The sequence below is a fragment of the Pseudomonas sp. 10S4 genome, assembly GCF_034344865.1.
GTDB lineage: Bacteria > Pseudomonadota > Gammaproteobacteria > Pseudomonadales > Pseudomonadaceae > Aquipseudomonas.
The window spans coordinates 4184504-4211308 of record NZ_CP133774.1 but is presented as its reverse complement, the minus strand read 5'-3'; the positions used below and the strand labels follow the sequence as shown (position 1 = coordinate 4211308).

The following is a 26805-nucleotide window of genomic DNA, read 5'->3' as shown; positions in this document are numbered from 1 at the left end:
GACGGTCTGACAGTCGACATTGACGTTGAATGTACGGACGCCATCGCGAGCAAGCTCGCTCCCACAGGGAATGGGGGTTACAGGCGATCCCGGGGGATGCCGCTGCGGATTCGCAGGATGTCAGCGAGTACTGCCAGGGCGATTTCTGCGGGCGTCTTGCTGCCCAGGTTCAGGCCAATCGGGGCATGAATTCTTGCGAGTTCAACATCCCCCAACCCACCAATCCTGCGCAACCGCTCAAAGCGCTTTTGCGACGTCTGCATCGAGCCCATCACACCAATGTAGAACGCATCGGTGCGCACCGCTTCCATCATCGCCAGGTCATCGATGCGCGGGTCATGGGTCAACGCCACCACTGCCGTGTCACTGTGGCAGCCGCCGTCGGCGATGAACACCGATGGCAGTTGGCGGCGAATCTCGACGTTGTTCAGCACCACGCCTTCAAGCACTTCGTCTCGCGGCTCGCAAAGAATCACCTCGAAACCCAGGCCCACGGCAAACTCTGCACAGGCCTGGGCGACGCTGGAATACCCCGCCAACAGCAACCGCTGAGCCGCGCCAACTCGCACGCGTACCCGGTCGATCTCTCGCTCGATGCGCGCGCCCTGCTCGCTGTCCGCGAACACACTGCGCGCGCCACTGGCCAGATCGACCTCGCGAATCAACCGGCGCTGGCCCAGCAATGCCGACTCCAGCTCGCGCAGATGTGCCTGAACCTCACAATCAGATTCAAGCTTCTCCACCAGCACATCGAGCACGCCACCACAGGGCAGACTGACCCGAGAGCGCGGATCATCGCCTTCGCCGTAACGGACCACGTTGACGGCCTCAAAAACGCGCCCTCGGCGACGCGTTCGAGGAAGTCTTCCTCAACGCAGCCGCCGGACAGCGAGCCGATCCATTGACCGTCCGCGTTCACCGCCAGCAACGAGCCCGGCGCACGTGGCGCCGAGCCATAGGTGGCGAGCACCGTGCACAGCCACACGCACTGGCCGGCCGTCGACCATTCCAGCGCCCGGCGCACCACTTGCAGATCGAGATGCTGCATGTCAGTGCGCCTTGTGCTCGGCGGTTGGTGCATCGGCCTGAAGCTTCTGCACATCGCTGACCGCCAGCTCACTCGACTGACCGCCCCAACCTTGACGCAAGTAGTTCAGCAGATCGGTCAGTTGCTCATGACTGAGTTTGTCGGCGAAGCCCGGCATCGGTTGCATGCGTTCGAACCCGGCGAATTTCTGCTCGCCGATGCCGTCCTCGATCACCCGCAACAGGTTGCGCGGATCTTCCAGGCGCAATGTGGTGTTGCCGCGCATGGCCACCGCGATGTGCGGCTTGCCCTCGCCGTTCGGTGCGTGGCAACCGGCACAGACGTTCAGGTAATCCTGACGACCGCGCTGGGCGCTTGGGCCCATTTTGTCCAGCGGCACTTCGGTAAGCACTTTCGCTGCGGGCGGTTGATCGCCAAGCAGGAACGTCGCCATCGCCGCCAAGTCCGGATCATTGAGGCCTTGGGTGCTGTTGTGGAACACCGGGAACATCTCGTTGAACATCGTGCCCTGGGCGCTCATGCCGTGCTTGAGGAACGAGCTCAGGTCCTGATGATTCCAGCCGCGTGCGGCCAGGTCATTGGCCAACAGGCTTGGCGCCAGATAGCCATTGAGCAGGCCGCCAGTCAGGCGTTTGTCCTGCTGCATCGCACCGGGCAAACCGCGCGGGGTGTGGCATTCGCCGCAGTGCCCGAGCACGTCGACCATGTACTGGCCGCGCTTGAAGGCTTCGCTTTTGCCCTCGGTCGGCGCCAGTTTCACGTCCTTGCCGTAGAGCATGTTCCAGCCCATCAGGCCCAGACGCACGTTGAACGGGAAGCTCAGGCTGGTGACCGGCGCCGCACGTTCGATCGGCTCGACGGTTTTCAGATACGCGTGAATCGCGTCCGAGTCTTCACGCGGCATCAGGTGATACGAGGTGTAAGGCATCGCCGGATACAGGTTCGCGCCATCCCGGCGTTTGCCTTCGGTGAGCGCCGCGAAGAACTCATCATCGTTGTACAGACCGATGCCGTGCTCTTTGCTCGGGGTGATGTTGGTGCCGTAGATCGTGCCGAACGGCGAGATGATCGGCAGACCGCCGGCAAACGGCGCGCCACCCGGTGCGGTGTGGCAGGCCATGCAATCGGCAGCGCGGGCAAGGTATTCGCCGCGCTTGATCTGATCGTCCGCGTGGGCCAGTAACACCGGCGCAGCCAGACCAACCGCCAACGCCAGTCGGGAAAGTAGATGCTTCATGCTTAACCCTCCTTGACCAGGCCGAGATCGGTCAGCACGTTGCGGGTCGCGCTGTAGTAACGCACGTAGCCGGTGCAGCGGCAGATGTGGTGACCGAGGCTGTCCTCGATGACTTTTTCCAGCTGACTTTTAACGATCGGCTGACGCTGGAGTTTTTCCACCAACACCGTCGCCGCATTCACAAACCCCGGCGCGCAGTAGCTGCACTGGAAGGCGAATTCATCGACGAAACGCTGCTGGATCGGGTTCAGCTCGGTGACCTTGCCCTGCTCATCGCGGGTCGCGTGACCTTCGATGGTCCGCACTTTTTTGCCTTCGAAGTAATGCGCGCCGGTGATGCAGGTGCGCACTTCTTCGCTGGTGCCGTCCGGGTTGTCGACGATCACCACACAGGCATGGCAGATGCCCTGGCCGCAGCCCAGACGCGAACCGGTGAGGTTTTTGTATTCGTGCAAGTAGTCGATCATCGGCAGGTCATCAGGGATGTCCACCGGGCCGACGGATTGACCGTTGAGGGTCAGTTGAAACGGACGGTTAGCCATTGAGGGCCTCCTTGATGCGCGCAGAAGTGATAGGCAGGTCGCGGACACGTTTGCCGATGGCGTGAGCCACGGCGTTACCGATGGCGCCGACGATCGGGATCATCACCACTTCGGCAATGCCCTTGGACGGGTCGCTCGGCGACAGCGGCGGCAGGATCTCCGCCGTCTGGTTCCAGACCGCAACGTGCCGGGCCATTGGCAGGCGGTAACGGTTGAAGTTCCAGTCACCCTCCCCGGCCCGCCTTCGTACAGCGGCATCTCTTCCATCAATGCATGGCCGATGCCCATGGCGATCCCGCCTTCGAGCTGCCCCCTGACCAGTTCTTCCACCAGCACCCGACCGCACTCGACCCACGAGTGATGGTTGAGCACTTGCACTTCGGCCGAACCCTTGTTCACTTTCAATTCCACCAGCGTCGCGACCGGGCTGTAGTAAGTCACCGCCGCGTTGTTCAGCTGGGTGTCCGGGTAGTGCACGTTCTGGCGATCCAGCAGATGGAAACCGTTGCTGGTCATCTGTGCTTTCTTCGCGTTCGGTGCCCCGTCGCCGTACTTCACGGCCAGACCGTCGAGCGGCAGGCGTTCACGGACGCCGTCGATGCTGAAATCGGACTCGGCCCAGCTCCAGCGGTTGAAGCCGTGCACGGTCGCGCCGGTCACCAAGCCTATTTCGTGGGCGTGTTTCGCCAGTTGCTCAAAGCTCAGCGGCTGCATGCCGTTGGCAGTGAGTTTGCCGTCGACCCAATGCGCATCTTCGCGACGCACCACGTACGGGTTGGCTTGGCCGCCGTATGGGCCTTGGCCCCAGATCTGCAGCGCCGCCGGCCACAAACCGTGGTTGAACAGCACGCGGGACGCTTCACGGGTAGCGTGGCTGAAGTAGTACGCGGAGTTAGTCGCCGACGAGGCCGACGCAAGTTTGCCAACCCAGCGTGGGTTACGCAGAAAACCGTCCTGTTCAGCCTGGCTCATGATGTACGGGTTGCCGCCGCTGATCAGCTGCAACTCTTTCCATTCGGTTTCGCCGGTCTTCACTTCCGTGGCCGGGATGCCGATGAAATCCGCCACCACCAAGGCTTGCGAGGTGGACATGCCGGTGCCGATTTCGATACCGATGTGGCGCAGGGTCACGTGCCCTTCAGCCGTGAATTCGATGCTGGCCATCGGCGCTTCGGAACCGGTGCCGAAGTCTTTCTGGCAGATGGCGAAACCGACGCCGTACCAGTTGTCCGGGTCGGCGGCTTCGCGCTTCATCTTGATCAGATCGCGGTTTTTCCAGACTTCGTGGGCAGCAGCCTTGTCGAGAATTTCATGCAGGCGCAAGGCACCCGCAGGCACTGCGCCCTGGGTGTTTTTCATGCCCGAGAGCATGGCGTTTTTCTTGCGCAGATCGATGGCGTCGATGCCGAGGCGACCGGCAATTTCGTCGACCATCATCTCGGTCGACGCCATGCTTTGCAGGGTTCCGTAACCGCGCATCGAGCCCGCTTCAACACCGCGAGAATGATAGGCCGTGACCTGCAAATCGTTCTGCGGCATGTAGTAGATCGACTGCGCCGCCGTGGCGCCAACCGCCGCCACTGAAGGGCTGTAGTTGATCCGCCCGCCGCCATCGACGTTCATCTCGGCGCGGAAAATCTTGAAGCTGTGATCGGTCTTGTCCACGGCCAATTGGTAGCGGATGTCGAACGGGTGACGCTTGATCCCGCTCGTGGAACTGCTCGTAGCGGTCGTTCGCCAGACGCACCGGCACACCAGCACCGTACAACGCGGCGAGGGCTGCGTAGTAGACGAAGATGTTATGGTCCTTGGAACCGTAACCGACGGTGTAACCGGGGTGCATGTTCAGATTCGCCAGGCCGAAGCGCGACGGCGCGATCATCTTCGCGGTTTCGGTTGCAGCCTCCAGCGGGCACTGGGTGGCGACGACAAAGTGCAGGGTCTTGGTCGCCGGGTCGTACCAGCCGTTGCCGTTGTCCGGCTCCATCGCGGCCGGTTCAATCGACGGGGTTTTGTAGCGCTCGTCGAACACCAGCCAGTTGTCTGGCGGCGATTCGATCTGCTGTTTCATCCGGTCGGCGTAGAACAAACCGCGCTCGGTCAGGTTGCCGTGCAGGTCCGGCTGGGAATTCCACACCGGACGACGGTTTTTCAGCATCGGGAACAGGATCGAATCCTTGAGGCTGGCGAATTCATCTTCGTCCGCCGAGGTCGCGCCGCCAACGCGTACGTAGCGGAAGCTGCCGTAGGGATCACAGTCGTAGAACGGCACCTGGGCGCCGTAGCGGATGGCTTTGTCATTGAACTTGAGTTTGGCCTTGGCCTGGCGGAAACGCTCGAAGTCGTTCCAGATCAGGATCGCCACCGGGTGACCGATGAACATCGGCACCTTGCCTTCCGGCAGCAGCGGATCGGGCGCGTGATCTTCCGGGAAGACGATGCCGTCCTTGTCCAGGTCGGCGGCGGTGACGATGCGGTCGGGCTGCAAATCGGCGCCGAGCCACGACAGGTCGTAACCCGCGTAGATGCGGTCGGCCTTGGTGATTTTCAGCAACATGGCGTGGCCCTGCTGCTGCGGCCAGCCCGGCATGTCCTTGGCACGAATGTCGCGGGCAAAGACTTTGCTGCCGCAGACCTTGGACAAGGCATCGTTACGCGAGCGCGCCTTGCCGTTGTTGCCGAGCCATTGCTCGGACGGCACGGTTACGCTGTTTTCCATCAAGGCAGCCAGCGCCTGGGTGCTGAGCGGTGTAAGCGTCACGCTCACACCCGCCACCAGCCCGCCCTGAAGGAACGAGCGCCGGGAAATATCACGGTTGGACATGGATCATCCTCTGGGCGGTTATGGGTCCGCCCTTCTGGTTATGTTCTGGGAATCTCGAGTCTTGCAGAAGCGCTTTTGGACAAAGCAAAAGGCTGTATTTGACAGTGCAAAGCTGACCGAAAGGTTAACTTTATAGGTTTCTGCGCTGGCGGCAAACAACCTGTTACAAAAAACTGACCAAAGAATCAAAGTGTAGCCGCTTTGCGCAGCAACACATCGATGAAAAATGCTGATCGTTTGTAGGAGCGAGGCTTGCCCGCGAAGGCGTTATCACGGGCGCTAAAAGCTTCGCGGGCAAGTCTCGCTCCTACAGGTTTCAGGTGAGCCTAGTTAAGTCGGGCTTCGAGTCTGTGGAGGAATTCTGAACGGCGGCGTTGGTCGGTTACTTCCTTGGCCAATAATTCGGGCAGCAGCTCCGCCGCTCGCAGTGCATCGAGGATGTAGACGCCGTCGTCATCACCGACGGCCAGATCGCCCGGTCGCACCTGAACTTCGCCAATCCGGATCGGCTGATTGACCTCCCCTTGGGCGCCAACGCCGCGGGTGGTGTACGCACTGACTTCACGGCAAAACACCGGCAACCCATGACGACGCAAGGCGCTGACATCGGTGACCGCACCCGACACCACCACCCCGGCCAGGCCCTTGATCAAACCGGCCAGAGTCCGCAATTCGCCCCAACAGCCGCACTCGTGGTCACCCACACATTCGATCACCAGCACATCGCCCGGCTGACTCAACAACAGCGCTTCACGCAAAACGCTGCCATCAGGCGGGAAGACTTTGACGGTGACCACGTTGCCGAGCATGCGGATGTCGTTGAACAGTGGCTTGATCCCGCGCAGGAAGCCAAGGTCGGAAAAGTGGCCGACGGTGGACGACGGGATCGACCGATACGCGTCAAGCAACTTCGGGCTGACACGTTGCTGGCGGTCGGCAATCTCATAACTCATCGGCATTTCCCCGGACGAAGCAGTGGGCAGGTCGAGCAATATTCTGCGGGCTCGGTGGCCAGGTAGTAGAAGCAGCAGGTCCGCCGAAAACGGATGCTGCGTTGCCCTTCGTCCACCAACGTCGGTGGCCGGCGAAAATGACTCAGCGGGTTGTACTCGAGGCCGAACAGTGCGGGCTCGGCTAGGGTCATGAGCCAAGTGAAATCTGCCTCACAGCGCTCGCGCACCAACGGATCGTCGATTTTTGCCATGCGTTTTTCATACAGCGAATAGACGCGCACGGCGGTGTTTTCCCAGAGGATGCGCCGGGAAACGCCCGTGACCCGGTTGAAGGTTTGCCACAACGGTTTCAGTAATCCCGCAAACAGCGCCTGAACCAGCGTTTCCCGCCAGGCCTCGCGCTCACCCGCCTCGTATGTCAGCGGCTTTCCGAGAAGCAGCGGCATCGACGACGTCCACAACCCGTCATCGTGACCGTACTCAATCACCGTGTTGTCCAACGACAGCAACACCCCTTTGTCATACACCGACATCGCGTACAAACAGGCGCCGGTCGCCAGAAACGACAAACGCTTGCCCAGCAACGAGGCGGTAATCGCCCGAGTTGGCGAGCCAATCACCGGCCCCAACGCATCCAGCAGTTGCGCGCACACGTCCTCTTGCAACAAGTCCCGGGCCAGCAGCGAACGCAACGGGTCGCGCTCGGCGCTGTCCTTGAGCCGCAACCCGCCGGACAGCACCGCCCACTCTGACGCCGTGAAATGGTCAGCCAGAGTCATTGCGGCAGTTCCCGACCAAACGGAATGCACAGCGGCGTGCCGAAGAACGGATCGGGGATGATCCGGCAATTCAGGTCGAATACGGTTTTGACCAGCGCCTCGGTCAACACCTCGTCAGGCCGGCCCTGGGCAAACGCGGTCTGGTTGTGCACCGCGACCATGTGATCAGCGTAACGACACGCCAGGTTGAGGTCGTGCAGCACCATGATGATGGTTTTATTTTCGAGCCGGTTAAGGTCGCGCAGCAGGTCCAGCACTTCGATCTGGTGCGCCAGGTCGAGGAACGTGGTCGGTTCGTCGAGCAGCACGATGCCGGTGTCCTGGGCCAGGGTCATGGCGATCCACGCACGCTGGCGTTGCCCGCCGGACAACGCGTCCACCGGTCGATCCGCCAGGGCCAGCAGGCTGGTTTGCGCCAGCGCGCGGTTGACCATGGCTTCATCTTCCGCCGACCACTGTTGCATCCAGCTCTGATATGGAAATCGACCCAACGCCACCAATTGCCGAACGGTAATGCCCTCCGGCGCGCTGGGCGTCTGCGGCAAAATCGCCAGTTCACGGGCCACGGCCGCTGTGGATTTTTGCTGGATATCCACACCGTTGAGAATCACCGAACCCTGCTGCGGTTTCAGCAGCCGGGCAAAGGATTTGAGCAAGGTGCTTTTGCCGCAACCGTTGCTGCCAATCAATACCGAAATCTTGCCCTGGGGCAGTTGCATGTCCAGCGCATCAATAATCACCTGGCGCTGATAACTCAGGGTCAGGCCGCGACTTGCAATCGACGTCATACGTTGAATTCCTTAATGACGTTGTTTAATCAACAAATAGAGAAAAAGGGTGTGCCCAGCACGGCGACAAAAATCCCGGCGGGCAGATCCAGCGGCAAAAACAGCGTGCGCCCGGCGAGGTCGGCCGCACCACCAGGTTCGCCCCGACCAGCGCCGCCATCACGGCCGTGACCGCCAAACCCCGGAGCCACCAGACGCTTGGCAATGTGCGGCGCGATCAGCCCGACAAACGCGATCGCCCCGCCCCAGGCAATCGCCGCACCGGCCAACGCCACGCTGACCAGCAACAACCCGGCGCGCAACCATTGCACGCGCACACCGATCCCTTGAGCAAGGCTGTCGTCCAGCTGTTGCACCATCACCTGACGAGCCAAAAACACCAGCAGCGGACAAATAACCAACAACCAGGAACCCAGCGCCAGCGGCTCCGGCCAACTGGCACCGTACACGCTGCCGGTCAGCCAGACATAGGCCGACAAGGTTGTCGTCAGCGGACTGAACACCAGAATGAACGTCGTCGCGGCGGTCAACATCGCGGAGATGCCGACGCCGATCAACACCAGCCGCAGCGGTGAAGTGCCCTGCCTCCAGGCCAGCAGATAAATCGCGAGTGCCGCCAGCCCCGCGCCGAGCATCGCCGCCAGTGGCAGATATTGCTGACCCAACGCCACCGAGAAAAACGACAAATACAACACTGCTGCCGCGCTGGCGCCGCTGGTAATACCGAGCAGATCCGGCGAAGCCAGCGGGTTGCGGATGATGCTTTGCAGGATCAGCCCGGACACCGACAACGCCGCGCCCACCAATGCCGCCAGCAGGATGCGCGGGAAGCGTAGTTGCTCGACGATAAACGTCAGGCTCGCGTCCTGGTGCGACAGCAATATCCGCAGCACCTCCAGCGGCGACAGCAGGACTTTGCCCAGCGACAGCGAGCCGAGCATGATCAGTAGCGTCACCATCAGCGCCGCCAACAATCGCCACAACGTCGCGACATTGATCCGCCGGGAGAAGCCACTACGGCGCCAAGTCAGAACCTTATCCATAACGACCTCCACGCCGCGCCAGCAAGATGAAAAACGGCGCACCGAACAGCGCGGTCATCACGCCCACCGGCACCTCCTGGGGCAAGATCAACACCCGCGATAACGTATCCGCCAACAGCAGCACAATCGCGCCGAGCAACGCACACCCCGGCAGCAACCAGCGATGGTCAATGGACAACCCCTTGCGCACCATGTGCGGCACCAGCAAACCGATAAACCCGATGCTGCCGGCCAACGCCACCGCACTGCCCGCCAGGCACACCACCAGCACGCTCATCAATAACCGGATCAACCCGGTTCGCTGACCCAGGCCCGTGGCGATTTCTTCCCCGGCGTTCAGCACATTGACCTGCCCCGCCAGCAACATCGCCCCGAACAAGCCGAGCACGCCACACAACAGCAACGGCGCGGCGACCGACAGGCTGCGCTCGGTCAACGAACCGGCCAGCCAGAACAGCACCGTATCCAGCCCATCCTGATTGACCACCAGCAACGCCTGACTGAACGCGGAGAACAACGCCGCCATCGCCGCGCCCGCCAGCACGATGCGCAACGGGCTGAGACTGCCCTGCCCCATGTTGCCGATCAGCCACACCAGTGAACCCGCCACCGCAGCACCAATAAATGCGCACCACAGCCAGGCATCCGGGGATGACAGGGAGAACAGCGAAGAAAACAGAATGATGAAAAATGTCGCCCCGGCGTTGATCCCGAACAGTCCGGGGGACGCCAGCGGATTGCGGGTCAACGCCTGCATCAACGCGCCCGCCACCGCCAGGCTCGCGCCCACAGCCATCGCCATCAACGTACGCGACAGCCGCGTGGTGGTCACCAGCACATGGCTGACGCTCAACGGATCGGGATGCGCAAACGCCGCAAGAATCTGCGACAACGGAATCCACGTTGCGCCGACGGCCAGGCTCAACACGCAACTCATTAGCAACACGACACCGGTAATGTACAACTTCAAACCGTTGCTCATGAGGCCTCGTCCGCGTTAACCAGATGGGCAACATCGTCGAGCATCAGATTTGCCCCGAGCATGCCGCCCGACAAGCTCCAGGCCACGCCGTCGACCCGCCACACTTGCCCCTGCTGCGGCGCGCGCATTTGCTGCCACAGCGGATGCTGTACCAGGCTTTCATAATTTCGCTGCACTGCTGCTTTCTCCGCGTGCATGAAGACAAAGAAAATGTCGGCATTCACCACCGCCAGACTCTCCTTGCTGGTGAGTTTGATCGACACCCCATCCGCCTCCCGACTGGCGTCACTCCAGTCGAAACCCAGCTCGGTAATGACGGAACCGGGAAAACTCGCCGGCAGATAACTGCGAATGTGGTCTTCCCGGATATCCAGAATCGACACCGTGGGCGGCCAGCGCCCGGCAAATTTCTGCTGTAATTGCTGGCGCAGTTGCGCCACGCGTTGTTGCCATTGGGCCAATACCTCGTCGGCCCGTTGCTTGCGGTACAAGGCAACGCCCATCAACGCCAGGGTCTTTTTGAACTCGAACACTTCTTCCAGCATCACCACCGGGGCGATCTGTTTGAGCAGCGGTTCGATGCGTTCATGGCGAAAGCGCGAGGCGACGATCACGTCCGGTTTCAGCAGCGCGATGTCCTCCAGACTGGGCTGAGTCTCCAGCCCGACATGAGGCACCTGCTCCAATGCCGCGCGTAAATAGCGATAGGTGGGTTTTTCACTCCAGGAATCGACGATGCCGCACGGCGTGACGCCCAACGCCACGGCGCTGTCGGTGGCCCCCTGAAACAGGGTAACCACCCGCAGCGGCGCGGCGTCGGATTGAGCCCAGGCCGGCGTGGCAAACCTGAGTGCCAGCGCCCCCAAAGACAGGCGCAACAGCGTGCGCCTGGAGGGATGATATCGAGGGTCAGTCTTCACGATTCAGCCTGTGGAAAGGATTGACCACCAGGCCTTTGCCAAACGGCATGCTGCCAGGACCACCCGCTCGTTCGATCATTGGCGTGAGCAACAATTTCTGCGGCCAGTGCGGTGCTTCGAACAGCTGCTGTTTGATCATGCTCCGCGCTTCGTCGTCGAATTCGATGGTGTCGATCAACTCGTTCAACACCTCGCCCATCGCCGTCCACAAGGTGTTGGCCGGCAGCGAATAAACCTGCGCCAGGGTATCGATGATCGCCCGGAAATTGACCTGGATCCCCAGCGTCTGCAACCAGAACAACAGGTCTTCGGGACGCTCGTGATACAGCGTGTTCGCATGCCCCTTCTTCAGTCGGTAGGCCGGATCGGCCAGGCCGTTGCGTTCCAGCCACGGCACGAAGATGCGCAATGAATCGTGATCGCGCAGAAGCAGCCCTTGGGCATAACCAGCCTTCCAGACCAGCACCGCGTTCTGCCCGTGAATCTCCCCGAGCATGCCGATGCGGAACATCCGCAAGTTGATCTCGAAGAAGCTGTGGCACAGCTCGCGGAACAGCTTCATCACTGACGCGGCATCGGCCGGCAATTGGCGGTAGGCCATCCAGTCATCGAAGAAGTGCTGGTTGCTGCCGGGCAGCGGCGTGCCGAGGGCGGCCATCGGCACCAGTCGCGTGTCCGGGTCTTCCAGCAGCGCCGGCGGATAACCGCGGACCAAAGCCGACAAATGACGCGGCGCTTCGTCGAACAGCGTCGCGTGCGGCGGCATAAACGCCCACCACTTGGTTTCATCGCACAGGTGCAGCTTCTCTTGCAGGGTTTGATCCTTGCCCAGCGCCTGACGCAGCAACTTTTCACTCAAGCCGCCGTTGATCATTTTCACGGCGGGCAAGTAACGCGAGGCGCCCAGAGAATAGATTGCCATCGGCAACTTCAGGTAATCGGCGCTGTTGAAGCACGGGGTCATCGAACGCAACGACGAAGTCGCGAAGAAATCACCGTCGGTGAAGTCCAGTCGATGGCAATCCCCCTTGGCGAAGGCATCACTGAGCTGCGCGTCGAGCACGTGTTCAAACTGCCACGGGTGCACCGGCAGCGCGATGTGGCTATCGGCAAGGCCCCGTTGCTGCAACTCGTGTTGCAAGCCGACCTGCAACGCGAATGGCAACAGGTACTCGGCGGGATAACTCTGCGCAAGATCCGTCACGCCGTCGCCGCATTGCAGCAACGTGCGGTCGATGGCGACCCAATTCAGCGCCACCGGACGGGCGAATTCCGCCTGATACTGCTGATATTCGGCGTTGTTCAAACCTTGCTTGGCTTTGGCCAGCGGATGGTAGGGACGATCCCGCAGCGACGCCCACTGCTCCATCGCCAGAAAGAAGTCTGCGTTGCTCTTTTCCAGCAAGCGTTCGCTGTCGACCCGATGGGCTAGGGACAACTCGGTCTGGCGGACGCTGGTGCGCAGTACATCAAGGAACAGCGCAAAGCCCTTTTCATTGTCCTGATAGCGGTCAGTCATCCCGGCCAAGACTTGGGTCATGAATGCTTCTGGGGACAGTTCGGTCAGTTGGCCATTTTCGCAACCCAATACCGGCGTGCCCGGCACTTTCTCCCAGTGCTGCGTGATGCCGGGGCGCAGGGCGACGAAGATTGAACCCTGCCATTCCCAGATCCGTTGCTCGGCGCTTAACCCGCTAAACAACTGATCGGCCGATGACGCGGGTGTCGCCAGGTTCAGCGGTTCGGTCCCGAAAAAATGTTCGGCCAGCAAACAATCGACCAGATCCTGCATCACCCTGTCGGCGGCCATTGCGGTGAAGTTCATCCGATTATTTTCCTTCTGCTGAAGTGGCGGCCAATCTGGCCTGGAGGGCACGAAAAGCGATCCCACGCTCGTCACCCAAAACAAAACTGTTTACGCCCCGGCCCAACCACCGTTCGTGGTCGCCCGGTTGGCGTGGAATCGCGCAATACGGCACGCCTGCGGCACTGGCCGCTTGCCAACTGGCGAGCAGCGCTTGCTGCACTTCGGGGCGGTCGATCTGCCAGGGCAGGCCCAGCGATTGCGATAAATCGGCGGCGCCTTCGAGGATCATGTCGAGGCCCGGCACACCGGCAATTTCCGCCGCACGGTGTACGCCTTCAGCGCTTTCGATCATCGCCACGATCATGATTTGCTCGTTGGCCAACCCGATGTATTCCGCCAGGCTGTGCTTACCAAACGCACCGGGGCGCCCGGCATTCAGGCTGCGGCTGCCCTGCGGATGGTATTTGCAGGCGCGGATGCTTTCGGCCAACGGCTCGGGACCTTCGATCATCGGCAACACAATGCCCTGGGCGCCGCCATCGAGCAGGCGCAGCAGGGTTTTCGGGTTGAGGTCCGCGACCCGCACCAGCGGCGTGATCGCGTAACTCTCAGCGGTGCGGATCATGTTCTCCACGGTTTCGGGATTGATCAGCACGTGTTCCATGTCGATGATCACGAAATCGAAACCGGCCTCGGCAATCAACTCGATGGCGGCCGGTGCCGGGATCGAGCTGATCAGACCGTAGACCGGCTCACCCTGACGGAGCTTCTGTTTGAGCAGATTGGTCCTCAGCATGATTGCGGCCGGAACGCATGCAGCGGATTCGGCACCGATTTGAACCGACGTTCGCCATCGCCGAGCAAGCGGCGCTTGGTCAATTCTTCGACTTCGTAGAACGGCGCGAACACATCAAACGCGTCATAGCGCGCACTGTGCTGCGGATGTTCGGCCTGGTAGCCGGTAATCACCTCGGCAGTCATCTGCCAGAACTCGGATTCTTCGAGTTGATAATGCTGGTGCAGGAAGATCGCCATCTCGGCCAAGGCGATGAAGAAAAACGAATCACAAGAGAAGTCGCGCACTGCATCCACGTCGTCGGTGAGGATGAACGAGTTGCGGTTGAGCTTGGCGTGGCTGGCGGGCAGCGGTACCAGGGTTGGGCTCAGTTCGGGGCGCCCGAGGTGCTGCGGCGAATAGCGCACGCCGTCGTGGAAGTCTTTCAGGGCAATCCGTTGCGGCCAGCCCTGCTTGACGATCAGGACGATATTTTGACCGTGGGATTCCATTCCGATCCCTTCGGCGTAGAGCATGTGAATGATCGGCGACACCGCGACTTGCAGCAGTTGGCGGGTCCAGGCATGCAGGCCATATTGCTTGATCCACGTATCGACAAACGGAGTCTGTTCACCGCTGCCGTAGCGATTGTCCACGGAGCTCAAACCATTGAACGGCACGGCTTGCTCATCGCTTTCCAGGTACTGGTGAATGCTTTCGCGCCACAGGGTGCCCATCGTGCCGTAGGCCTGGGACATGCGTGTAGCAGGCAGGTGGTCGTAGTCAAAACTGACACCAACCACCTCGCCAAGAATCACAAACCCCAGGTCGCGGGCGGTGCTGTCGCTGCGGATCAACTGGTGCAGCCAATCGGTGATGATCGGGCCGTTCATCACCGTGTGTCGGGCCAGAATTCGGGTGCTGGAAGTGTTGGTCATGCTCAACGCAAGCTTGACGTAAGGCCGCTGCTTTTCCGTGGAGTTGGCCAAGGTGCGGATCGATTGCTGCGCCTGGTAGCGATCCTCGGTGGTGCCCAGATGGATCACCTCACCGCTGACCAGTTCCGGATAGAACACCGGAACGATGACGTTTTCCCACTGCCATGGGTGCACCGGCATCAGCCAGTAATCACCCAGCGACTTGCCTTGGTCAGTGAGGCTCTCGGCCAGTTGCTGCCAACGTTGAAGGCCGAATTCCTGCTGGATAAAGCCGTCGAACTCCAGGTGCCGGGAGATGTTCATCGCCCCGCAGGTTTTCGCCACGGCCAGCCAGACAATGGCGACCGGCGCGGCGAACTCTGGCCCGTAACTGGCGTTGTCCTTGAGCGAAAAGCCGATGCGCGATTTGTAGCAAGGGTGATAGCTGTGGGCGTCCATGAAGTGCTGTTCCAGTGCATCGACGTCCAGTTGATACGGCGGCTTTTCGGCCTGATAACCCTGACTGTGCGATTGCAGATCCTTGAGCAGGGTTTGCTCCAGTTCATGGGTGAAACGTGGCAGGTGCGGGCTGTCTTGAAGATCGCTCAACAGTTCGGCCAGCGCTTGGTGCAGGCGCGGTTGGCTGTGCTTGCCTTGGGCATCGACGCGCTCAAGGCTGGAGTAATCTAGGCGGATCAGTTCGAAGCTGGCGCTGAGCAAGCCTGTGCAGTGATATTCCACCAGTTGTTGCTGTGCATCGAGGCCGCTGACGACAAAACGGTATTGGCTGCCTGACAACGGTGAATGGCGGTACGGCAGCACGTTTTCGTAAAGCAGGGTTTGCAGCAGTTGGCCGACCACCCGCTGTTCTACTTGTTGATAGCGTCGGGTATCGGCGGTGGCCAGCCAGACGCCAGGAGCCTGATGTGTTGCCTGAGAAGAGGTCGCCATTGTCATACCTTGTCGATTAAAGAATTAACGGTGTTCGAGGGCCGAGGTCAGTGCCTCGTCCGGCTCGTCGGATGTGTGAACGGGAAAACGCCAGGCGCACGGCAGCGCCAGCAAAACGAGGATGCCGGTGGCCATGAAGACTTCGCTGATAGCCCCCGACGTGCCTGCCGAATGAACCCCGGTCCCCAAACGAAACTCGAGCCACAGCGAAGCGATGACGATGGCCAGTGACGACACAAGGCGTCGGGAAATGTTGTTCATCGCTGCGCCCTGGGTGACCATCGGTTCGGGCAACGCATTGAGCCCGGCGGTGGTGATGGGGATGTAGGACATACCGAGCCCGGCGCCGCGAACCATCATCAGGAAAAACACCACACCGATAGACGTGCCGGCCCCGAGCATGCCCAGGCCGAGTGTCGCGGCACCGGTCAGCAGCAGCCCCCAGAGCACCACGCCCCGTGGCCCGTGCCGATCCAGCCATCTGCCGCCGATGTGCCCAAACAGGCTGGCAAACGCCGCCGTGCACAGCAGGGACAAACCCGTCCAGATCGCGCTGTAACCCATCACCACCTGCACCAGCAGCGGCAGCAACACCAGGCACTCGAACATGCCGACCGACTGCACCACCGCGATGATCACGCTCAAGCGATAACCGCGCAGGGCGAAGATCCGCAGATTGAGCAGTGGCGAAGTCCGGTTCAGTTCCAGTCGCACAAACGCGATCAGACACAGGATCGCCGCCAGCAACATGCCGAGGTTGAGCGGATCGGTCAGGGCTTCGGCGTGACGCAAACGACCCACCGCGACCATCAATAAGCCGATGCCCGCCGCAATCAGCAGGTAGCCCGCCAGGTCAAACGGTTTGCGTTCCGACGCTTCAGACGCCGGCAGTACCGCCACGCCGAGGACCAGCGCGACGATGCCGATCGGCACGTTCATCAGGAACAGTGAACGCCAACTGAACCACTCCAGCATCAGGCTGCCGCACAACGGGCCCAACGCCGGCGCCAGCATCACCGCCGCGCCCCACAGGCCAGTCACCCGGCCGCGCTCACCCTTGGCGTACACCGAGAAAATGATCGCCAGCGACAACGGGATCATCAGCCCGCTGGCAATGCCTTGCACCACACGAGCAGTAATCACCAACGCAATGGAGTTGGCGAAAGCGCCCATCAGCGAGCCGCAGACAAACAACGCCACGCCCCACAGATAGAGACGCTTGCGCCCTACCCGCTGACTGAGAAAACTGGTGAGCGGCATGGTCATGCCCATGCTCACCATGAACGCGGCGACGATCCAGGTCGCCAGCAACGGACCGATGTCGAAGGCACTCATGAACGCCGGCAACGCCGGATTGAGCGAGCTGTTGTTGAGGCTGACGGTCAGGGTGCCCAACAGCACATTGACCACCACCAGCCAGCGCGGCACGGCAACGGTCAAACCCAAGATGCGGCTCCTGCAGCCTGCACGAACAGCTGCGGCGGTCGCGGATGGCAGAGGAAATCGGCGTGGGAAATGTTGTAGCCGTAAGCCCCGGCCAGTGGCAGTACCAGCATGTCGCCGACTTCAACGCCGGTCAGTTGGCAATCGCGACTCAGCACATCCTTGGGCGTACAGAGTTGCCCGACCACGGTCCAGTTCTGCTCCATCGCGCCCGGTATTGCGTGGAGCCTGGGCAGGTGAATGACCGGGTGATCGTGCCCTTGGGCCACCGGCAAACGGAACTGATGGGTGCCACCGCGACAGACCAGGAAGTGCTTGCCGTGACTGGTTTTGGTGTCCAGCACTTCGATGGCGTAGTAGCCGCAATAAGCGCTGATGAAACGACCGGGCTCAAAGCGCACGATCGGCGCATCGGCACATGCCGCCAGGGATTCGCCCAGATGCACGCACAAGCGTTGCCAATCGAACTGCTGCGGGCCCAGGTAATTAACGCCGATGCCGCCGCCGACATTGAGGTGGGTGATCGTTGCCGGATTGGCCGACAAGGCCTTCCATTGCGGCCAGCGCTCCAGGTACAGATCGAGCAGTTGTTCGTGGCGTTCCACCAGCGACTGATGGGACATCGCGTGCACATGGAAACCCTTGAGCCGCAGGTGGCTGGCGTTATCGACCCAACTCACCGCCCGGGCCAGGTCCGACTCGTCGATCCCGAATGGAGTGGCGGTGCCGGCCATCGCCAGTTTGCTCGACAGCGGCGACGGCAGTTCCGGGTTAATCCGCAGCAACACGTCCTGCACCCACCCCACTTCCAGCGCCAACCGTTGCAGGCGCACGATTTCGTTCAGGCTTTCGATATGAATCGCTTCGACCTGGTTTTCCAGCGCCGAACGCAGATCGGAATCAAGTTTGCCGGGGCCGGAGAAGATGAACGGTTTGCGCGTCGGGCAAGCCTGGAGACGATCAATCTCACCGCCGGAGGAAATCTCGAACCCGTGCACCAGCGGCGCCACGGTGGCGAGGATCTGCGGCTCACTGTTGGCCTTGATCGCGTAGTACAACTCCACGCCTTCGGGGAGTGCCGCCATCACCTGGGTGACGTGCTGTTTCAACGCATCCAGGTCGTAGATAAACAGCGCCAGCGGGTCGACCTGTTGCGTGCGGGCTTCGTCGATGGCGGCCAGCACCGTTGCGGGCAACTTATCCATGCTTGGCCTCCTTGCCCCACGGAGACATCAGAGTGACGTAGCCAGCCTGGCGATCAGCCTTGGCCGCCAGGCGAACTTTCAGGTTGGTTTTGCAAGCAATCGGCTGACCGGCGATCAGCGCATCCAGCTCCGGCGCAGCACGGGACAACTCAGCGCGGATGCTGATCAACTGCTGCTCGACCCGCTGCCACATCAGCGGCGCCAGGTGCGGACGCTCCCAACTCAGGGCCAGCACCGCCTCGGACAGGTTGTTGACGAACAAGCAGTAGACGATGCGGTTCCAGCCTTGCTGGCGGGAATAGAGCAACGACTCACGGACCCGAGGATGAACGTCAGTGTCGATCCGCGAAGTACCAAGCTCCTCGGTCAGTTTTACCCCTTCGAAATCCCGCAACAGCAAGCGTTGCGGGCGACCGTTGTCATGCACCAGCACACTGTTTTGCAGGTGCGGTTCCATGACGATGCCGTGGTTGAAGAACAGCGCCAGCACCGGTCGCAGCAGCAGCGCCTGATAGTCGTCGAACCAGCTCAACAGCTGTTGGTCGTGGAGGTCGTTACCGTTGAAGCGGGTCAGGAACTCATGGACCAAGGGGCGCAGATGCAGGCCTCGGGCGAACAGCGTGCCTGCCATGATGCTGCTGTCGGTGCCGGTGTCGAGGCAGAAGTTCTCGCGCAGGATTGCCCCGGTCTGTTCACGGAACCAATGGCTATCGGCTTCGCTGGCCTGCTGCGGTGCCCAGCTCAACAGGCCCGGCTCGGCCACCACCGACAACCCGCCGAGGGTCTCGGGCTGGGTCAGTTGCAGGTTGCGGAAAATGCGGTCGATCATCAGCGCACTTTCCAACTCGTACCAGGCGTTTTTCCGTACGCAATTGGTGATACGCACGTTCAGCGAGCCCTTGATGAAAAACTCATGGCCCTCGATGTACCAGGTACGAATCGACGCCGTCGGGTTGGCCATCAGGCCGGTGGCGCCCAGGTCGACGATGGCCGCGGATTTCAGCAGACGCTGCACCCGGCCGTCCTGCATGAACAACTGCGCCTGCACCGGGTGCATGCAGATCACTGCGTACCCGGGCCGAGCCTGCGACTGATCGGCAAAACCGGCCAACACTTGGGCTTTGCTCAAGCCGTTGGCGCCGACGCTCAACCCTTCCAGTGGCACCTCGAACAGATGCAACGGCGTTCGCGCCTGGAATTCCGGGGCATAGGTTTCCTGGGCCAGGTGCGCGGGCCACAGCCGCGCCTTGGGTGCCGGGTGGTTCGGGTGACCAAACCACAAGCCCTGCTCGCTGGCCAGGTAACCGCTGAGCGGGTCCGCGTCCATCGGTGTGTTGTGGCCGACGATGGCGGCGGTCAGCAACTGGCTTTGCAACACCTGATCGAGCAACTCGTCGTTGCTGGCGCGGGTCATGTGTTCACAAGCGCCAAGCAACTGTTCGACGAACTCGGCAAACCTGAGGCTCGCCCAGTCGCCCTCACCGCGCCGGGCATAGACGTCCGACAGGTAGCGGTGACTGCCGAGACCATCGCGGCGGTCCACCATCACAAAGAACTGCTGCTGGTTGGGCAGGCTGATGGTCAGGGGAATGCCCTTCCATTCCAGGCCCTCGAGGTAACTGCCCGGGGCGATACCTTGCATCTGCGCCGGCCAACTATAACTGAGGCAGTTTTCCGGCAAGGCGAACTCTTTGATCAAACAATTAAGCAATGCGTGCGACGTCGCCAATTCACTGACCATATTCGGTAAAACACTGCGATTCGGATGATTCATGGGTGCTCCACAGTAGCCCGTGAGGTCACTGAATTCGTTATATCGCGAAAAATTAGTTGCTGGTCGACCGATTTATCGGACGACAAAGCCCCAGGTAATGACATCACTTAGCCGAACCTTTTAATAATCAAACGACTGTCGAAGTTATTGACATGAAACTGAAGCCCGGCGGGATTCCTAATGCAACTTCGATTGATTCATTCAAGGACGCAACTGCATTAGTGCAGCAGCCACGGCGTTATCAAAACGCTGAATCACTTGCCGGCATTGTTCTTCGTCGATAATCAGTGGCGGTAATAAGCGGATGACATTGCCCTGACGCCCGCCGCGTTCCAGCAACAGGCCTTGCTTGAAGCACTGTTGCTGAATGGCCACGGCCAGCGCCGGGTCCATCGGGAAATGCCCGTGGCGGTCAGCCGGCTGGCGCTCGTCGACGATCTCGATGCCCAACATCAGGCCACGTCCGCGTACCTGGCCGAGGGCCGGATAATGCGCCTGCAACTCGACCAGTCGGTCCTTGAGCCACTGGCCACGGAGCTCGGCCTGGACGGCCAGGTTTTGCTGTTGCAGCACCTGCAATGTGGCCAGCCCGGTGGCCATGGCCATCTGATTGCCGCGGAAGGTGCCGGCGTGGTTGCCGGGCTCCCAGGCGTCGAATTCACGCCGGATGCCCAGCACCGCCATCGGCAAACCGCCGCCGAGCGCTTTGGACATGACGATCAGGTCCGGCTCGATCTCGGCATGTTCGAAGGCAAACATTTTGCCGGTGCGGGCGAAGCCGGTCTGCACTTCGTCGAGGATCAGCAGGATGCCGTAGCTTGCGCGTCACCTCGCGGATCGCCCGCAGCCAGCTCGCCGGAGCACAGTTGACCCCGCCCTCACCCTGCACCGCTTCAAGGATCACCGCCGCCGGCAGTGACACGCCGCTTTCGACGTCTTCGATGAACTGGGTGAAATAGTGGGTCAAGGCCTCGACCCCGGCCTCACCGCCAATGCCCAGCGGGCAACGATATTCATGGGGAAACGGCATGAACTGCACGCCGGGCATCAGGCTGGCGATGGCATTTTTCGGCCCGGTGTTACCGGTCAGGGCCAGGGCACCGTGGGTCATGCCGTGGTAAGCCCCGGAGAAACTGATGATGTTGTTGCGCCCGGTGTAGGTCTTGGCCAGTTTCAGCGCCGCCTCCACCGCATCCGCCCCGGACGGCCCGCAAAATTGCAGGCAGTAATCACGGCCCTGGTTCGGCAACAGGCTAAGCAGGGTTTCGCTGAAGGCGTCCTTGACCACAGTGGTCAGATCGAGGGTGTGCATCGGCAGGCCTGAGGTGAGGAAACTGTCGAGGCTGGCCATGATGGCCGGGTGATTATGCCCCAGGGCCAACGTGCCAGCGCCGGCCAGGCAGTCGAGGTACGTATTGCCTTCGACATCAGTGACCCAAAGTCCGTGCGCCTTGGCGATTGCCAGAGGCAACTTGCGTGGATAACTGCGCACATTGGATTCGAACTTGCTTTGTCGAGCCAGATAGTCGGCATTGGTTTTTTGCAATGGATTAGAGTGCAATACGCCATCATTCAACATCGGTTTATCCTCGATAACTTTCGATATGAAAACTATTCCCATTTACAAAATGACGCAACTGTTCGCTTGCACTTTTCCGGAATATTTACATAACTCGATAATCGCTCGTTAAAACCGTTCACGCACACAACTTCGCAAGTTATTCAAACTTGAAAAGGCGATCATCAGTGCCATTACCCGGCCATGTTTTTGTTATAAAACTGATAACTTTGTTAGTACCTTCGAATGGGCATTAACTTATAGATAATTATCGCGATCGTTCATCATGGATTCTTCCTCTAAAGTATTCAGCTGAAGAAACAACACGGCGGCGCCCTTCCTGTGGCGCAACGCACGTTGAATCGAATCAGAAGTCGACAGTCGCCGACAGGAGGTAGGTTCGTGGGGTCGAGAGCGTCAATCCAGGCTCGCTGTCATCCGAGGCACCGGCCGAACTCCAGTAGCGTTTGTTCGCCACGTTTTCGATATTGCCTCGCAGGGTGACGTTCTTTTCGTCGACCTTGAACGCGTAGCGGGCGCCGACATCCATACGCGTCCAGGCGTCGATTTCCTTGACGTTGGACTGGTCCAGATATTGCGAGCTGGAATAGATCGCGCGGCTGGTCAGGGTCAGGCCCTGTACGGACCGCACGTCATACTCGGCGCCCAGGTTGACGTTGTATTTCGGCGTGGCCGGTGCGCGGTTACCGTCGAAGGTGCCGTTGGTGGTGTTTTTCAACTCACTGTCGATGTACATGACCCCGCCGAGCAGGCGGAAACCGTCAAGCGGTTCGCCGAACACGCTCACTTCCACACCGGTGTTTTCGCGCTTGCCGTTCGGACCGAAGACCCGCGTCGTGGCGTTGGTCTCGTAGGCCGGCTGCTTGATCCGGAACACCGCCGCCGTGACCGCGAACGGACCCGCGTCATATTTGGCACCGACCTCGACCTGCCGGCTGATGAACGGCGGGAAGATCTCGTCTTCGTTCACCGAGGTCGACGGCGCGATCTTGCCCTGGCTCAGGCCTTCCATGTAGTTGGCGTACAGCGACAGCTTGTCGGTAGCCTTGAACAGGATGCCACCCGATGGAGAAACCTTTTCCTCGTCGTAGGCGGTGTCGCCTTTGACGTTATCGGTCCAGTCGTCCACCTTCACCCGCTGCCAGCGGGCACCGAGGGTCAGCAGCACGCGGTCATCGAAGAAGCCCAAGGTGTCGGACAACGCCACGCCGCTGAAGCGGTTTTCGGTGTAGACCTTCGAGTCCTGTCGGGTGGCGATATTAGGCGTTGGGGTTTCCACCGGATCGTAGAGGTTGCTGGGAGCCGAGGCATAACGGGCGCCGCCGTTTTCGAAGTCCATGTAGAAGTAGCTGGCCGCCAGGTTGACTTCATGGCTCACCGAGCCGGTATGGAACCAGTTGCGCACGCCCGCGTTGGCCGTCCGGACATTTTCGTCACGGGTGAAGTCACGGGGTTGAACGCTGAAATCGCCCGCATCGTTGGTAACCGTAACGGCATGACGGAGGAAGTCATGATTACTCTTGCGCGCGCCCACACCGCCATAAAGCATGACCGAATCGCTGACATCGAACTCGCCGTTCACCGTGCCGAAGGTGTCTTTGGTCCGCGCCTTGCTCCAGGGTTGCGCATAGTTGCTGCGCACTTCGCTGGCATGGGGAACCTGCGCGTTGGCGCCGACTATCACACGTTCCTGCGGGGCATCGGTATCGCGCTCGGTGTGCCCGATGTCCGTCGAGAGCCGCAGGCGGTCACCACGAAAATCCAGACCCAGCACGGCCATCTCTCGATCGACACTCTGGTGATCCCATTCGGTGTCACCGGACTGCTTCACGCCATTGAACCGAATACCGAACTTGTCATCTTCACCAAAACGACGGCCGACATCCACGGCACCACCGACCTGGTTGTTGGAGGCGTAGCTGGTGGTGAACGAAGTGATGGGCTTGTCGGTGGCGTGCTTGGGCACCACGTTGATCCCTCCCCCGACGCTGCCACGCGGCGAGATGCCGTTGATCAGCTGGCTCGGGCCTTTGAGGATGTCGACGCGGTCGGCCATCTCCATGTCGATCGTATACGTCGGCAAGACGCCATAGAGGCCGTTGTAGGAAACATCGCTGTTGAACAGGCTGAGCCCGCGAATGGTGAACTGCTCATAGCGGCCACCCGCCGGGTTGGTCGCGCGAACCGACGGATCACTGGCGACCAGGTCACCCAAGGTGCGGGCTTGCAGGTTTTTGACCGCCTCGCTGGTGTAGGTGGTCATGCTGAACGGCGTTTCCATGAAGTCTTTCGAACCCAGCAAGCCCTGCGAGCCCTTGCGTGCGACCTGGCCACCGGCAAACGCTTCGCCGTCTGCCGAACCGGTGGCACCGAGAATCGAGGTAGGGGCCAGTTGCAGGCTGCCGCCCTCTGGCGCTGGGGTCAGGATGTACGCCTGCTCACCCACCGACTGAAGTTGCAGACCGGAACCTTGCAGCAGTTGGGCGAAACCCTCCTCGACCGCGAATTCGCCAGTAAGACCAGGACTGGTGCGACCACCCACCAGCGTCGGGTCCACTGACAGGTTGACCCCGGCCAGCCCGGCGAAACGAGTCAGCGCTGCACTGAGGCTGCCGGCCGGCACCTGATAACTGCGTCGAGATGCGTCGTCAGCCCAACCGGCCGTGATGAACAACGGGCAGGCACTCAAACTCAACAACAGACTCAAGCGCAACAACGGGCGTAGCCTGGAAGAAGCCAGACGCGTACTGCAGGGCATCACTACGGGCATTGATAATCTCTCTGATTTCGTTTCACTTGCCTTGAATGACAAGCGACGCGAAAAAAGGGGACAGGCTTTAAACAATATTTTTGCGCGGCAGCAGCGTTACCCAATAACGCGTACGCGAATGCACCTCCAACGGCAGGCTGGCCGCCAACAGCGCCAGAACGCGACCAGTGTCCTCCAGACGAAAACTGCCAGTGACGCGCAGGGACTCCAATTCTGGCTCCCAGCGCAAGATGCCCGGGCGATAGGTGCTGAGCTCCCGCAGAAAATCCCCCAAGGGCTGGTTTTGCGCCATCAGCACGCCGTCGCGCCAGCCTGGGGCGAGTACGTCGAATGGCTCCACGTTGCCAGCACCCGCCGCCAGAAGGCTCACTTGCTGACCACCGCGCAACGAAAAGACCGGCCCGCGCAATGGCTGCAACTGCACCGTGCCGTTGAGCACAGAGACTTTGCAGCCCGACTGGCCCTGACGAACACACACTTCGCTCTGACTGACCACGACGTCCCCGAAGTGCGTCTGGATCGTCAACGGCGAGGTGCCGGGGACTTTTAGCGCTATCTCGCCTTCTACGAGTTTCAGCCGCCGATTCTTCAGGTTGATGTCGACGGCACTCGCCGTGTTCAATTGCAGCGAGCTGCCATCGGCCAACTGGACTTTTTTGCCCTCCCCGGTCGCAGTCCGCAGATCAGCGCGCCAGACATCCAAAGGCAATTGTCGACTGATCAGCCACGCTGCCGGCACCAGCGCCACCGCGCCGACAGCGCGCTTGAGGACGGTGCGTCGACTGGTTTGCGGCCGATCCAGACTGGCCATGGCCAGAGCCGATGGCAGGTCGGCGAAGCGTTGGCGCAAGAGTTGAGCTTTTTGCCAGGCTTGTTCGTGACTGGAATGACTATCGCGCCAGCTCTGCAGCTCGGCATGATCGCGCTCATTGGCGGAGCCGGACTCCATGAGCGCCAACCACTGCGCAGCGGCCCGCACGACTTGGCGGGCTTCGGCCGACGGTGCCGAACCGATCACAGCCCCACCAGCAGACAATGCTCATAGGCTTGAGCCATGTAGCGCTTGATCGTGCGTTCCGAGACTTGCAGGCGCTCGGCGATCTCTTGATAGCCCAGGCCTTCCAGTTGGCTCCAGAGAAACGCCCGTCGCACCGGGCGTGGCAATCCATCGAGCAATTCGTCCAGGGCCTGCAGGGTTTCCAGCAGAATCCAGCGCTGCTCGGGGGACGGCACGCAGTCCTCAGGCAGCAATGCCAGCGCACTGAGGTAGGCTTGTTCCAGGCTTCGGCGCTTGTAGAAATTGGTCAGCAGCCGTTTACCGACTGTTGCCAGGTAGGCGCGAGGTTCTTGCAGGTCAGCAATGCGCTGGGAACTGGCGAGTAAACGCACAAACGTATCCTGGCTGAGGTCCGCCGCATCATGGCCATTGCTCATGCGTCGTCTCAACCAGCTTTCGAGCCAGCCACGATGGTCGCGGTACAGGTCGTGGAAGGTTTGCCCCGTCGGCATCGCTGCATCACTCATCTAAAGAAAACCCTGCGCGAAGAAATATTTTAAATGCGACTCATTCTAATTAGTGTTGAGACTTCAAACCAAGTGCTTTGTGCGGTTTACACCCAGTAAATACTTGAAAAAAGGTAATACCACCGGGTAGTTCGGGCGTGCAGGCACCGGTTAATCAGGGCTGCGGGGCATTGAGGAAAATCTTCGGGAAGCGTCAGAATTCATTGCACATCCGCGCTTGGTTGGCGGAGGCGAATCCCTGAGGACCAGGGGAAGGAAGAGAAAAGCCAAATCGCAGACACAAAAAACCCCGGTCTTTCGACCAGGGTCTTTGCTATCGACTCGAATAAGGCGCTGGCATTACCAGCAGCTTTCTTCGTAGCTCCAAGGCGTTCAGTGGGCCTTGAGGCAGATATGGCGCAGCGGACGGGACTCGAACCCGCGACCCCCGGCGTGACAGGCCGGTATTCTAACCGACTGAACTACCGCTGCGTATCGCTTTGGACTTTCGCCCAAGTAACTCGTCTGACTGAAAGCTTCGAGGCTTTTCAATCTCGAAGAAGGTAAAAACCTGCTTCGGTAATATGGCGCAGCGGACGGGACTCGAACCCGCGACCCCCGGCGTGACAGGCCGGTATTCTAACCGACTGAACTACCGCTGCGCGTCGGTGGAGGCTTTTAAAAGCTTCCATCTTGCTTTCGCAAGACTCTCGGAAGTGGTGGGTGATGACGGGATCGAACCGCCGACATTCTGCTTGTAAGGCAGACGCTCTCCCAGCTGAGCTAATCACCCGTTTGCATCTCCGAGGCCGCGAAATTTACGCAGGTAGCGAACCTAAGTCAATAGCAGGATTGAAGTTTTTCTGAAAAAGACAAAATCGTGTCATTCCCGACGACATCGGCAACAGTCAGACCGCATTCGCGAGCAGGCTCGCTCCCACAATGGAAATGCATTCTGCCAGAAG

General features: G+C 60.6%; 17 protein-coding genes, 3 tRNA genes and 3 pseudogenes. All 23 read right to left on the bottom strand.

Annotated features, from left to right (window positions below):
* Positions 1-77: 77 nt before the first annotated feature.
* Positions 78-1048, bottom strand: a pseudogene (locus RHM58_RS19620) (XdhC family protein).
* A gap of 1 nt (position 1049) precedes the next feature.
* Entirely contained in the window at positions 1050-2285 is a 1236-nt protein-coding gene (locus RHM58_RS19615; protein ID WP_201202298.1) for a cytochrome c, read from the bottom strand.
* Between the two features lie 2 nt (positions 2286-2287).
* Positions 2288-2827, bottom strand: coding sequence for a (2Fe-2S)-binding protein (locus RHM58_RS19610; RefSeq protein WP_123403637.1), 540 nt, complete (start codon positions 2825-2827; stop codon positions 2288-2290).
* Positions 2820-5651, bottom strand: a pseudogene (locus tag RHM58_RS19605) (xanthine dehydrogenase family protein molybdopterin-binding subunit). Before RHM58_RS19605 ends, RHM58_RS19610 begins: the two are co-directional and overlap by 8 nt.
* Before the next feature lie 326 nt (positions 5652-5977).
* Positions 5978-6604, bottom strand: a complete 627-nt coding sequence (locus RHM58_RS19600; RefSeq protein ID WP_322267913.1) for an RraA family protein — start codon at positions 6602-6604, stop codon at positions 5978-5980.
* The gene (locus tag RHM58_RS19595) at positions 6601-7383 is read right to left on the bottom strand and encodes an IucA/IucC family C-terminal-domain containing protein (RefSeq protein ID WP_322267912.1); all 783 of its coding nucleotides are present in this window, start codon (positions 7381-7383) and stop codon (positions 6601-6603) included. The genes RHM58_RS19600 and RHM58_RS19595 overlap by 4 nt, the downstream gene beginning before the upstream one ends.
* Entirely contained in the window at positions 7380-8171 is a 792-nt protein-coding gene (locus RHM58_RS19590; protein WP_201257034.1) for an ABC transporter ATP-binding protein, read from the bottom strand. The genes RHM58_RS19595 and RHM58_RS19590 overlap by 4 nt, the downstream gene beginning before the upstream one ends.
* A gap of 29 nt (positions 8172-8200) precedes the next feature.
* Entirely contained in the window at positions 8201-9214 is a 1014-nt protein-coding gene (locus RHM58_RS19585) for an iron ABC transporter permease (protein WP_322267911.1), read from the bottom strand.
* Positions 9207-10196: a FecCD family ABC transporter permease gene (locus RHM58_RS19580; RefSeq protein WP_322267910.1), complete on the bottom strand. Its 990-nt coding sequence runs from the start codon at positions 10194-10196 to the stop codon at positions 9207-9209. The genes RHM58_RS19585 and RHM58_RS19580 overlap by 8 nt, the downstream gene beginning before the upstream one ends.
* Positions 10193-11116: an ABC transporter substrate-binding protein gene (locus RHM58_RS19575; protein ID WP_322267909.1), complete on the bottom strand. Its 924-nt coding sequence runs from the start codon at positions 11114-11116 to the stop codon at positions 10193-10195. Before RHM58_RS19575 ends, RHM58_RS19580 begins: the two co-directional genes overlap by 4 nt.
* Entirely contained in the window at positions 11106-12941 is a 1836-nt protein-coding gene (locus RHM58_RS19570; RefSeq protein ID WP_322267908.1) for an IucA/IucC family protein, read from the bottom strand. The genes RHM58_RS19575 and RHM58_RS19570 overlap by 11 nt, the downstream gene beginning before the upstream one ends.
* 4 nt (positions 12942-12945) lie before the next feature.
* A complete protein-coding gene (locus tag RHM58_RS19565; protein WP_322267907.1) occupies positions 12946-13719 on the bottom strand; it encodes an HpcH/HpaI aldolase family protein in 774 nt (257 codons plus the stop codon).
* Positions 13713-15572: an IucA/IucC family protein gene (locus tag RHM58_RS19560; RefSeq protein ID WP_322267906.1), complete on the bottom strand. Its 1860-nt coding sequence runs from the start codon at positions 15570-15572 to the stop codon at positions 13713-13715. Before RHM58_RS19560 ends, RHM58_RS19565 begins: the two co-directional genes overlap by 7 nt.
* 18 nt (positions 15573-15590) lie before the next feature.
* Positions 15591-17006 carry a DHA2 family efflux MFS transporter permease subunit gene (locus RHM58_RS19555; RefSeq protein WP_322270868.1) on the bottom strand — a complete coding sequence of 472 codons (1416 nt, stop codon included), beginning with the start codon at positions 17004-17006 and terminating at the stop codon, positions 15591-15593.
* Positions 17003-18214 (bottom strand): type III PLP-dependent enzyme, encoded by a 1212-nt coding sequence (locus tag RHM58_RS19550; RefSeq protein WP_322267905.1) that lies wholly within the window; start codon positions 18212-18214, stop codon positions 17003-17005. The genes RHM58_RS19555 and RHM58_RS19550 overlap by 4 nt, the downstream gene beginning before the upstream one ends.
* Positions 18207-19988 carry an IucA/IucC family protein gene (locus RHM58_RS19545; RefSeq protein ID WP_322267904.1) on the bottom strand — a complete coding sequence of 594 codons (1782 nt, stop codon included), beginning with the start codon at positions 19986-19988 and terminating at the stop codon, positions 18207-18209. Before RHM58_RS19545 ends, RHM58_RS19550 begins: the two co-directional genes overlap by 8 nt.
* Before the next feature lie 201 nt (positions 19989-20189).
* Positions 20190-21567: pseudogene (locus tag RHM58_RS19540) on the bottom strand (diaminobutyrate--2-oxoglutarate transaminase).
* Between the two features lie 346 nt (positions 21568-21913).
* Positions 21914-24337: a TonB-dependent receptor gene (locus RHM58_RS19535; RefSeq protein WP_201257024.1), complete on the bottom strand. Its 2424-nt coding sequence runs from the start codon at positions 24335-24337 to the stop codon at positions 21914-21916.
* A 67-nt stretch (positions 24338-24404) separates the two neighbouring features.
* Positions 24405-25355 carry a FecR domain-containing protein gene (locus RHM58_RS19530; protein WP_322267903.1) on the bottom strand — a complete coding sequence of 317 codons (951 nt, stop codon included), beginning with the start codon at positions 25353-25355 and terminating at the stop codon, positions 24405-24407.
* On the bottom strand, positions 25352-25861 hold the full coding sequence (locus tag RHM58_RS19525) for a sigma-70 family RNA polymerase sigma factor (RefSeq protein ID WP_322267902.1): 510 nt from the start codon (positions 25859-25861) through the stop codon (positions 25352-25354). Before RHM58_RS19525 ends, RHM58_RS19530 begins: the two co-directional genes overlap by 4 nt.
* A 394-nt stretch (positions 25862-26255) precedes the next feature.
* A tRNA-Asp gene (locus RHM58_RS19520) sits at positions 26256-26332 on the bottom strand.
* 93 nt (positions 26333-26425) lie between these two features.
* Positions 26426-26502 (bottom strand) — tRNA-Asp (locus tag RHM58_RS19515).
* A gap of 55 nt (positions 26503-26557) precedes the next feature.
* Positions 26558-26633, bottom strand: a tRNA-Val gene (locus RHM58_RS19510).
* Positions 26634-26805 lie beyond the last annotated feature (172 nt).